Raw genomic sequence first — 10,353 nt, 5'->3', positions numbered from 1 at the left:
GGACGAGCCGACGGCCAACATCGATCCGGCCGGTGTGCCGGTACTGCGCGATGCGGCGATTACCGCGGCGGAGAGAACCGGTGCGGCGCTGATCGTGGTCGAGCATCGAGTGGATGCGTGGGTCGATGTGGTTGACCGCATCATCGTGCTGGGCCGCGAAGGTGTGATTGCCGATGGTGCGCCTCATCGAGTCTTGGAAGACCACGGACAGGCTCTGACGGATGCTGGGGTGTGGATTCCGAATGCGCCGCCCGCGCTGCCGGGCGCCCGTTCCGTTGCCTGCGACCAGGACGGGCACCCTAGCGGTGACATCGCGATTGAAACCCGCGAGTTGGCCATCGGCTATGGCGCGAAGAAGTCCTGGTTCAGCGGTGGCGAAACTGTTGAACCGATTGCTCGCGGTGTATCAATTTCAATCCCATCTCAAGCTTCCACCTGCATTGTTGGTCACAATGGCAGCGGCAAGTCCACGTTAGCGCTGACGCTCGGCGGTCTGCTTGAGCCGATGGCGGGCACGGTCCAAGTGGCAGGCAGCGGTAGCGCGCCGTGGAAATGGCCATCGAAGAGGTTGGCTACTCGGATTGGCACGGTATTCCAGGACCCCGAGCATCAATTCGTCACCGGCACAGTGCTGGAAGAGTTGCAGCTTGGCCCCAAGCTTGTCGGTGTCAACGCTGATCAGCGCATCGAGGAGTTACTTGAGCGGCTGCGACTAACCGCCCTGACCAAGGCGAATCCATTCTCGCTTTCCGGCGGTGAGAAGCGACGTCTGTCGGTGGCGACCATGCTGGCGACAGCGCCGGATATTGTGCTTCTCGACGAACCGACCTTCGGCCAAGACCGCCGGACATTCACCGAGCTGCTCACTTTGCTTCGCCAACTTGCAGACGACGGTCGAACTGTTATTTCGATTACCCACGATCCGTTGGTGGTCCAAGCAATGGGGGACTACGTCGTCGACATGGATGCGTTTCATCCGGAGCGGTCAGGCCGTGCGGCGCCGGGACAGCGTGGTTCGGGGGAGCAGGCCGGTCCGAGCAGCAATAGCGGTTCGCGCGGCCAGGGCGAAGTAGGAGGGAAATCGTGACTGAAGTCGGTTCCGCCGGTACGGCTGAAGGTACGCAGAGCGCCGAGCAGAGCAAGCAGCCTTTCCTCGCGACGGTCAACCCGGTGGCGAGAGTTCTGGGCCTATTCTTGCTCACCACACCGCTGCTGATTTCCATCGACTGGGTCTCCGCAGTGGTGGCACTTGTCTGCACGCTTTTCTTGGTGCCACTGTCGGGTTTGGGTTTTCGTCGTTTTCTAGGACGCAGCCTGCCGCTTCTTATCGCCGCGCCCATCTCGGGCATCTCGATGGCGCTCTACGGCAACCCGGAGGGCAAAGAGTATTTCTCCTTTCTGCTTGCGCATGTGACGGATAATTCCATTTCCCTGGCCATCGCGATCATGTTGCGTGTGCTGGCTATCGGTACTCCAGTTATCGTGCTGACAGCTAATATCGATCCCACCGATCTGGGCAATGGGCTGGCGCAGGTTCTCAAGCTGCCCAGCCGGTTTGTGCTGGCAACGGTGGCGAGTCTGCGGCTCGTCGGTCTGTTCATCAGTGATTGGCAGGCGCTGACCCGAGCCCGTCGCGCACGCGGTTTGGGTGACCACGGCGCAATTCGCCGCACTATTTCCCAGGTGTTCGCTCTGCTGGTGTTTGCGCTGCGCCGCGGCACCAAGCTGGCCACCGCCATGGAAGCCCGCGGCTTTGGCGCACCGATTAAGCGCACATGGTGGCATACCTCGACATTGGCCGCGCGTGACTATGTCACCATGGCCGCCTGCCTCGCCATCGCCGTCGCAGCAATCGGTATTTCCGTGTGGGCCGGGGAGTTCCGCTTCCTGGGCGTGGCGTAGTAAAGGCGTTTCAATCACGATGATTCTGCTTATCGACGGCCGTTCCGGCAGTGGCAAAACCACCTTTTCGGCAAAGTTGCACAGTATCCTCGGCTGGCCAGTTATCCACTTGGAGGATGTCTATCCGGGCTGGTCCGGCCTGCAGAAAGCATCGGCCGCAGTCGCGGAGACCATTTTGAACCCCGCGCTACCGGCCGATGAGCGTGGTTATCGCCGTTGGGACTGGTACGCCAGTGAATTCGCCGAGTGGGTACCCACGCCACCGGACAGCTCTCTCATCGTCGAAGGCTGCGGCGCTGTCACTGAAGCTAATCTTGCCGCTGCCCGTGCCATCGGCGACGGCAACGCGTGGGGAGTCTGGGTAGAGCTGGACACGCAGACTCGCTTTGCCCGCGCCATGGCTCGCGACGACCACTTCGAGGAACACTGGGACATGTGGGCCGAGCAGGAATCTCAGCACATGGCCAAGCACAATCCGCAACAGCTCGTCGACTGGACTATCAACGTCCCAGAACAGTTAACGTGGAAGCTCTGATGAGAAAAACGCTCGCGTGCCTCGGTGCAAGCTTCGGTTCCATGCTCCTCGTCGGCGGACTACGTGTCGCCGCTAGTTCGGAGCTACGCCCACCACGCCTGCCCAATCGCAGACCTCCACGGTGGGTTCTTCCCGCAGTCGGTGCCGCGTGGACGCTGGCCAGCTACCGCGCCTATTACGCCCGCGCATCGCATCGCTTGACGACGCCCCTGCTCGCCGGCCTCGCAGTACCAGGAGCCGCAGCGATAGTTTTCGAGGCCGTTCGCCTTCGATGTGCTGCCAAAAAGCCAACTGTACCGCCACACACCGTGATTGTGCTGGGATGCGCATTGAAGAACAATCGGCCCTCGGCCCTGCTGGCCAAAAGATTGCAGCGGGCAGTAGCAGCGTGTGATGAGCGCACCGAGCGAATCATCTGCTCCGGTGGGCGCGGCAGTGAAGCGGTGACAGATGCCATCAGTTCCGAAGCGGATGCCATGGCGGAGTGGTTGGAGGCGAACGCTGGGGACGTCGTAAAGCGTGGCGACATCGAGTTGATTGCCGAGGACCAATCGACGAATACGTCGGAAAACATTGACTATGCGTGCGAGTTGATGCGCGGCATGGACGGTGCGTTGAGCGCTGGAACGGTTGTTGTGACCAGTGATTTTCATGCGCCACGGGTAGCGAAGCTCGTGCGCGAACGGGGGCTGGAATCCTGGTGTGTCGTCGGAGCCTATACGCCGTTAAGGTACTGGGCGACATCGCTGCTGCGAGAATTCCTAGCGCAGTTTATTCTGTGGGCGCCGCGCGGCAACGCGAGAATTTTACGAATTTCGCGGGTGCAACAAAGTGTTAGCCATTAGTATCAAACGAAGATAATTACGTCGTGCGGTGATAGTGCTACGTAGAAATGCGTAGAGCGCGATATCGAACACGACATCGGAATCATTAAATCGGGAGGAACACCCACATGGCTTTGACCCCAGGATTCGACCTGTTCCAGCTGCCAGAGGAGCACCAGGAGCTCCGCGCCGTTATCCGTGATCTGGCGGAGAAGCAGATTGCTCCGTACGCAGCGGACGTCGATGAGAATGAGCGTTTCCCGGAGGAGGCCCTGAAGGCTCTCAACGAGGCTGGCTTCAACGCCGTCCACGTGCCGGAGCAGTTCGGTGGTCAGGGTGCGGACTCGGTTGCGGCCTGCATCGTCATTGAGGAAGTTGCTCGCGTCTGTGGCTCCTCCTCCCTTATCCCCGCTGTGAACAAGCTGGGCACCATGGGCCTGATCCTCAAGGGCTCCGACGAGCTGAAGAGCAAGGTCCTGCCGGACATCGCCAACGGTGAAATGGCTTCCTACGCGCTGACTGAGCGCGAGGCTGGTTCGGATGCCGGGTCCATGAAGACCCGCGCTGTCCGTGAGGGCGATGAGTGGGTCCTCAACGGCTCCAAGTGCTTCATCACCAACGGTGGCCGCTCCACTTGGTACACCGTCATGGCTGTCACCGACCCGGAGAAGGGTGCCAACGGCATCTCCGCATTCATGGTTCACAAGGACGACGAGGGCTTCCGCGTCGGTGGCCTGGAGCACAAGCTGGGCATCAAGGGCTCCCCGACCGCGGAGCTGTACTTCGAAAACTGCCGTATCCCGGCTGACCGCATCATCGGTGAAGAGGGCACTGGTTTCAAGACCGCCCTGGAGACCCTGGACCACACCCGCCCGACCATTGGTGCACAGGCACTGGGTATTGCGCAGGGTGCTTACGACTACGCCGTTGGTTACGTGCAGGAGCGTCAGCAGTTCGGCAAGCCGATTGCTGCTTTCCAGAACACCCAGTTCATGCTGGCTGACATGCGTATGAAGATTGACGCTGCTCGTCTCATGGTCTACACCGCAGCCGCTAACGCTGAGCGTGGCACTGCTGAGGGCGGCGCTCGCCTGGGCATGATGGCCGCAAACGCCAAGGCTTTCGCCTCCGACGTTGCTATGCAGGTCACCACTGACGCTGTGCAGCTGCTCGGTGGTTACGGCTTCACCCGTGACTTCCCGGTTGAGCGCATGATGCGTGACGCCAAGATCACCCAGATCTACGAGGGCACCAACCAGATTTGCCGCATGGTCGCAGGTCGCCAGATTCTCGCAGACGCTCAGAAGCGCTAGTCACCAGTGCAAACGCTAAGCCCTCGCTATCAAGGCGGGGGCTTTTTTCACGCCACCACATCACCCAGAATTTGTCTATTAACCCCAATGCGAGTTACTGACTGCGTTTATGTTTGGCGACCGCGAGCCAATGCGAGTTACTGACTGCGTCTATGACAAAAATGGCCCGAAAAACGGCTTCAAAATGTCATAAACTCGCACAGTTTCACATTTGCAGCCCGTAAGTTTTTGGGATAAGTAGCAAGAAGCATGTCCGGTCGGCGTGTGGCCGGGGTTAGGTTTGTCTCTTAACCCCAGGTTTTCGGCCGTCCCGCACGAGTCCGGCACCACACCATCCACCAGCTCGCCAGCAGCCGCACGCATCAGCCTCGCTAATCACACCCTCATTTCGCCAACCAAGCACAGGTAGCTACAACGATTGCCTCTACTCCCCGGTCAAGAGTGGGTTGGAGGTCAGGGGCGAAAGCTGGGTTGTGGTTGCCAACAGCGCTGCTCTCATCCGCGAAGCCGCCGAGTCACTAAGAGCTGCCTACGTCGTCACAAAGAACTTCTGGTTTCGCTCGCCACGGTAGGACTGGACGGTTGCAGTTGCGGCGATGATAGAGGCAACAATCAGCAGGCCAGCTGTAATCAAACCGAGCACCGATGAGTCTCCGGAGCGCAACTGGGAAATCGTTCCGACCAGAGTCATTGATGCATTAATGACAAAAACTGCCGCTGCCACGGACAGCACCGTGCGCGCTGCAGTCGATCCTTCAAGGAGTTTGCCAGCAAGCCACCAGCACGCAATCGCCGTTGCCGTCTGCGCGATAATTGCAAACGCGAAGCTCACAGCCAAGCTGGTCTGAGCAGCAGAAATCTCGATGTTGTTGGCCTTTGCCGCTTCCGTAACAGTCGCATCCCATTTCAATAGGGAACTGACCACGGTGAGGAGTAGCGCCGGGACGTAAGAATATACCGCCAGCCGCCACCACCTAAAGGACTGCGCCGCATGGTAAGGAACGTCTTTAGCCGAATTGACTACCATAACTCCACACTCTAAACCACGCTGTCTCGGCGCGAAACGTCACTGCTAGGTTGCACTTATCGCTTGCCGACGAGCAGATAATCGGCAACCGTCGAAAAAGCTAACTTTTATACAGCGCTGGTGCGGTACGGGTCGGTGAAGTCGACACCTTGGGTTTCCCACACGCGACGCAGTTCGTCAACGCCCTTAGCGCGAGCAAGGGCAAATTCGTTGGTTGTGGCCGGGACTGGCTGGAAGATCGTGACTTCGGTTTCCTCTACCACGACCGGCGGGATTTCTGCCTTGATCAGCACAAAACCGGTGAAGCGCGATTGATCCCACAGTGGCTGGCCGAAGTCGATAAGTGCACCCTCGGTGAGGATGAGGCCTTCGATGCTTGGGGAAGCGGCAAGAATACCCAGCGGGCGGATGACTTCGTCCAGACCACCACGAATAGGCAAGATGAGCTCGGCACGCGGGCCAGAGTTGGTGTCCACCACCATTGCGGACGGATCTTGCATTGCCTCGGCACTGCAACCGAGTGTTGCGTAGGTGACAATCCGGCCTGTGTCAGGTCCGAAGCGCAGCATCTTCAGCGGAGCAGAGCCGAGGAAGGTCAGCTGGGCTTCGCCGGGGTTGGACTCTTCAAAGTAGGAGGTAAATGCCGCTCGGACGGCTTTGATAATCGCATTGCCATCAGGGCCGGCGGGAGGGATGGGGCCGGTTAAGTTATCGAACACGAACGGTACTCCTTTGTTGAGGTGGTAGTTCTAGGCTGCAGGCGAAAGCTCAACAGCGTCAGCCCACGTCGCTTCGAGGTTCAAAGTCTGCATCCACGCATCAATGTTGTCACCGTGTGCAGCGATTGCGGCGCGTGCAGTCAGCGTGGTCTCGATAGCGAACTCGGTGAGTTCATCGCTAATCAGTCCCTGAGTGTGGGCCGCGACGAGCTCGTCGACATCTTCAACTCGAATCTGTGTGGCCGCATCGACAGGTAGGGGAGCTATGGCCTCAGGGGCGGTCGGTGCCTGCAGGATGTCGAGATACAAATCGGTCATACGCCAGCACTGCGGATCAGTCCGGTCGATGCTGACAATATCGACGTAGCGTTGGTGTTCCACCTTCACGCCCGGGCGGAAGTGATAAATGCTGATGCGCAACCCCTCGTCGGCAAGCAGGAATGACTCAAGATATCCAAACTTTGGATGATCCATCCCACGGCGCATATAGAGGCGGCTGGGCGTGAGAGCTCGGAACTCGTCGACTTTGCGCTGAAAGCCCTTGGGGTCGGTGTTGACCATTTCACGTAGGTCAAAGGTCTCGACTTTTGGAGGATGTGTGTCCTGACTCGAGTGAATCGGGGAGAGTGCAGGAGCTGCCGCGGTCGAAGCCGAAGTGGCCGGTGAAGTGGACATGCGAATACCTTAACGTGTGGGTGCTGCCTTTTTGGGCATAGAAAAGCCCTTTCTGCATACGTGATGCAAAAAGGGCTAGGGGAGAACTAGAAAAACTTAGTTCAGGCCGACCGGGAAGACACCGGCGGTCGGGGTGTAGCTGCAGTTGGTCGGACCAGGCTCTTCCTGAGTGGTGATACCGCCCTGCATGACAGCGATGACCAAGCCCTTGCCCGTGTCAGCGGTGCCGTTGACAGCGCCCGGGCCCTCCTCGGCGTTAATACCGTTGTTCTGCAGGGTGGTCTTGCCGTACTTGCCGTTGGCAACGTTGACCCAGTAGACGTTCATCTCGGTGTTCTGTTCCTTAGCCAGCTGCTTGGTGCCCAGGCCAGTGAAGACGAAGCCAAGCTGGTTCTCCGGAACGCCAGGCAGCGGCAGGGCAGCCGGACCCGGAACGGAGGTGGCCATACCGATGGAGCGGCTTTCGCCACCGATGCACTTGTCAGCCACGGTCGGCAGCAGGAACTGGTTGGTCTTCGGGGCGCCTTCCGGAACCTTGAAGCCCGGCTCGCCATCGCCCTCGCCAGTCAGGAAGTCAATTCCCTTGTTCAGTGCGCTTGAAATTTCCTCAGGAACGCCTGGGGAGTTAATGATGTCGCGCGCGTTGCCGTAAAGATCCGGCGAAGCGATGTTCAGGGAGTCCAGCGAGGGGGAAGCAGAAGCGGCGGGAGTCATGCCCGCAGTGAGAATTGCAGCTGCACCCAAGGTCGCTGCGGCACGGCGCAGGAAGGAGCGTCCAGTCGAAACCACGGTGAAGTACCTCTCATTCGTGGGCTATTGGAGTCGGAATCAAAATTTCGGAATCGTTGCTCATCTTAGAACGACTCCAACGTGAATTGGAAAGATTTGAAAAAGAAATGTTCAGAATCTTCTCAGGAGATTAACGCACGGGTTCCCGCGTGTCGCAAGTCAACCAGAGTGGATAAAGGTGTAGAAAGAGATGATTGTGAAAATTGAGGCACACTGCATGCTTATGGGGTTAATGGCGTTTCGCAGCGTGTAGGCGGGTGAAGTCAAGTCTCATCCCGTGGGGTTACAACTATGGCATTTGGTCACATCTATCACATGGCGGGCTGAGAGATTGTCGTCGTGAAGCGTTGTGGTGTGGGCGGATATGCCGTTATGGCTGTCGGTAAAGCGGGGGGGCAGCAAGGGGGTAATTTATGCCTAGGGGCGGCGCGGCAATGCCACTTTGCATGACGGATAGGTGCTCGGGGTTGCGAGAAGCTCTGCCAGATGTGCAGGGCCATTAAGAAGGAGTACACTGTAGAACGCTTTATTACGCGTTGATGCGGGGCGTTAAAGACAGTCGCAAAGACAGTCCTTTAGGGCAAGGCCGTATCTTTTTCTTTTAGTCCTCTTAGCTTGTTAGGAGCTATCCGCCTGTGAGCGATACCGAGTTCCGTAATGTCGCCATTGTCGCGCACGTCGACCATGGCAAGACCACTCTCGTGAACGCCATGCTGGAGCAGTCCGGCGTTTTCAGCGACCACGAAGAAGTTGCAGACCGAGTGATGGACTCTGGTGACCTTGAAAAGGAAAAGGGCATCACCATCTTGGCGAAGAACACCGCTATTCGCCGAAAAGGTGAGGGCAAGAACGGCGAAGATCTCATCATCAACGTCATTGACACCCCTGGCCACGCCGACTTCGGTGGTGAGGTGGAGCGAGCGCTGTCCATGGTTGACGGCGTCGTGCTGCTGATTGACTCTTCCGAAGGTCCGTTGCCACAGACTCGCTTCGTGCTGGGCAAGGCCCTGGCTGCGTCCATGCCAGTCATCATTGTGGTCAACAAGACCGACCGTCCAGATGCGCGTATCGACGAGGTTGTTGAGGAAGCCCAGGATCTGCTGCTAGAGCTAGCCTCTACCCTGGAAGACCCGGAAGCTGCTGAGGTCGCAGAGCGCAACCTTGAGCTGCCGGTTCTCTATGCTTCCGGTCGTGCCGGTAAGGCTTCGACGGAGAACCCGGGTAACGGCAACTTGCCGGAGTCTGAGAACCTGCAGCCGCTGTTCGACGTCATCACCGAGGTGCTCCCGGAGCCGTCCGCTGAGATTGATGCCCCGCTGCAGGCGCAGGTTACTAACCTGGACTCCAGCTCCTTCCTTGGTCGAATTGGCCTGATTCGTATTCACAAGGGCCGTATCCGCAAGGGACAGCAGATTTCGTGGATTCACTATGACTCTGATGGCAATGAGCACATCAAGAACGCGAAGGTCGCGGAGCTGTTGCGTACCGTCGGTGTGACCCGTGTTCCTGCTGAAGAGGCCATTGCAGGTGACATCGCTGCTATCTCCGGTATCGATGAGGTCATGATCGGTGACTCTCTCTGTGATGCTGAGCACCCGGATCCGCTGCCACGCATTCTGGTCGATGAGCCGGCAATCTCCATGACGATCGGTGTGAACACCTCGCCACTGGCAGGCCAGGGTGGTGGCGATAAGCTGACCGCTCGTATGGTCAAGGCCCGCCTGGACCAGGAGCTGATCGGTAACGTCTCGCTGCGCGTGCTGCCGACCGAACGCCCGGATGCCTGGGAGGTGCAGGGCCGTGGTGAAATGGCGCTGTCCGTCCTGGTTGAAACCATGCGCCGTGAAGGCTTTGAGCTGACCGTCGGTAAGCCGCAGGTTGTGACCAAGACCGTCGATGGCAAGGTTGAAGAGCCGTACGAGCACTTGACCATCGATGTTCCAGAAGAGCACCTGGGTGCGGTCACCCAGCTGATGGCGGCTCGTAAGGGACGCATGGAACAGATGGGTAACCAGGGCACCGGTTGGGTGCGCATGGAGTTCCTCATTCCGTCCCGCGGTCTGATTGGCTTCCGCACCACTTTCATGACGGAGACCAAGGGCACCGGTATCGCCAACCACTACTCGGCAGGTTATGGCGAGTGGGCAGGCGAGATTAAGGACCGCCCGACTGGTTCGCTGGTGGCTGACCGTACCGGCCAGATCACCGCTTACGCGCTGATTCAGCTTTCTGACCGCGGTACTTTCTTCGTCGAGCCGGGTGACCAGGCCTATGAGGGCATGGTCGTTGGCCAGAATCCGCGTGATGAGGACATGGACATCAACATCACCAAGGAAAAGAAGCTGACGAATATGCGCGCAGCCTCGGCTGATGCGACCGTGACCCTGGAGAAGGCTCACAAGCTCTCCCTCGATGAGGCTATGGAGTTCTGTGGCGCTGACGAGTGTGTTGAGGTCACCCCGGAGGGCATTCGCGTACGCAAGCAGATCCTCAGCGCCACCGATCGCGCTCGCGCCCGTTCTCGCGCGAAGGCAATGAATAAGAAGTAATTCGGGTTACTAGGGGACTG

General features: G+C 58.8%; 10 protein-coding genes and 1 pseudogene. 6 read left to right on the top strand and 5 right to left on the bottom strand.

Annotated elements, in window-relative coordinates:
* The 5 genes from HMPREF3011_RS07120 to HMPREF3011_RS07100 form a co-directional block, all read left to right on the top strand.
* Positions 1-1,087: ATP-binding cassette domain-containing protein (locus tag HMPREF3011_RS07120; protein ID WP_070841330.1), on the top strand; the 1,087-nt coding region annotated here is incomplete at its 5' end.
* The gene (locus tag HMPREF3011_RS07115; RefSeq protein ID WP_038628296.1) at positions 1,084-1,902 is read left to right on the top strand and encodes an energy-coupling factor transporter transmembrane component T family protein; all 819 of its coding nucleotides are present in this window, start codon (positions 1,084-1,086) and stop codon (positions 1,900-1,902) included. The genes HMPREF3011_RS07120 and HMPREF3011_RS07115, both read left to right, overlap by 4 nt.
* Before the next feature lie 19 nt (positions 1,903-1,921).
* Positions 1,922-2,437 carry a nucleoside/nucleotide kinase family protein gene (locus HMPREF3011_RS07110; RefSeq protein WP_049193649.1) on the top strand — a complete coding sequence of 172 codons (516 nt, stop codon included), beginning with the start codon at positions 1,922-1,924 and terminating at the stop codon, positions 2,435-2,437.
* The gene (locus tag HMPREF3011_RS11575; protein ID WP_070841329.1) at positions 2,437-3,282 is read left to right on the top strand and encodes a YdcF family protein; all 846 of its coding nucleotides are present in this window, start codon (positions 2,437-2,439) and stop codon (positions 3,280-3,282) included. Before HMPREF3011_RS07110 ends, HMPREF3011_RS11575 begins: the two co-directional genes overlap by 1 nt.
* A gap of 107 nt (positions 3,283-3,389) precedes the next feature.
* On the top strand, positions 3,390-4,574 hold the full coding sequence (locus tag HMPREF3011_RS07100) for an acyl-CoA dehydrogenase family protein (protein ID WP_038628303.1): 1,185 nt from the start codon (positions 3,390-3,392) through the stop codon (positions 4,572-4,574).
* Positions 4,575-4,957: 383 nt separating this feature from the next.
* On the opposite strand, the pseudogene HMPREF3011_RS11435 reads toward HMPREF3011_RS07100, so the two are convergent.
* The 5 genes and pseudogenes from HMPREF3011_RS11435 to HMPREF3011_RS07080 form a co-directional block, all read right to left on the bottom strand.
* A pseudogene (locus HMPREF3011_RS11435) lies at positions 4,958-5,089 on the bottom strand (amidohydrolase); the annotation flags it as partial.
* Between the two features lie 14 nt (positions 5,090-5,103).
* Positions 5,104-5,601 (bottom strand): hypothetical protein, encoded by a 498-nt coding sequence (locus HMPREF3011_RS07095; protein WP_038628306.1) that lies wholly within the window; start codon positions 5,599-5,601, stop codon positions 5,104-5,106.
* 107 nt (positions 5,602-5,708) lie between these two features.
* On the bottom strand, positions 5,709-6,320 hold the full coding sequence (locus HMPREF3011_RS07090) for a suppressor of fused domain protein (RefSeq protein WP_070841328.1): 612 nt from the start codon (positions 6,318-6,320) through the stop codon (positions 5,709-5,711).
* 30 nt (positions 6,321-6,350) lie between these two features.
* Entirely contained in the window at positions 6,351-6,995 is a 645-nt protein-coding gene (locus tag HMPREF3011_RS07085; protein WP_038628311.1) for a ribonuclease FAU-1 family protein, read from the bottom strand.
* A gap of 96 nt (positions 6,996-7,091) precedes the next feature.
* On the bottom strand, positions 7,092-7,784 hold the full coding sequence (locus HMPREF3011_RS07080; RefSeq protein ID WP_070841327.1) for an Rv1157c family protein: 693 nt from the start codon (positions 7,782-7,784) through the stop codon (positions 7,092-7,094).
* 635 nt (positions 7,785-8,419) lie between these two features.
* Here HMPREF3011_RS07080 and typA point away from each other — a divergent pair.
* Positions 8,420-10,333, top strand: a complete 1,914-nt coding sequence (typA, locus tag HMPREF3011_RS07075) for a translational GTPase TypA (protein WP_038628316.1) — start codon at positions 8,420-8,422, stop codon at positions 10,331-10,333.
* Positions 10,334-10,353 lie beyond the last annotated feature (20 nt).

Origin of the sequence: Corynebacterium sp. HMSC074C04, from assembly GCF_001838295.1 — a bacterium.
GTDB classification, from domain to species: domain Bacteria; phylum Actinomycetota; class Actinomycetes; order Mycobacteriales; family Mycobacteriaceae; genus Corynebacterium; species Corynebacterium amycolatum.
This window is presented reverse-complemented; position numbering and strand designations above follow the sequence as displayed.

Excerpts from the sequence above, each read along its gene's own strand:
- HMPREF3011_RS07085 (WP_038628311.1), bottom strand. The coding sequence starts at position 6,995 with ATGTCCACTTCACCGGCCACTTCGGCTTCGACCGCGGCAGCTCCTGCA.
- HMPREF3011_RS07110 (WP_049193649.1), top strand. The coding sequence starts at position 1,922 with ATGATTCTGCTTATCGACGGCCGTTCCGGCAGTGGCAAAACCACCTTT.
- HMPREF3011_RS07100 (WP_038628303.1), top strand. The coding sequence starts at position 3,390 with ATGGCTTTGACCCCAGGATTCGACCTGTTCCAGCTGCCAGAGGAGCAC.
- HMPREF3011_RS11575 (WP_070841329.1), top strand. The coding sequence starts at position 2,437 with ATGAGAAAAACGCTCGCGTGCCTCGGTGCAAGCTTCGGTTCCATGCTC.
- HMPREF3011_RS07095 (WP_038628306.1), bottom strand. The coding sequence starts at position 5,601 with ATGGTAGTCAATTCGGCTAAAGACGTTCCTTACCATGCGGCGCAGTCC.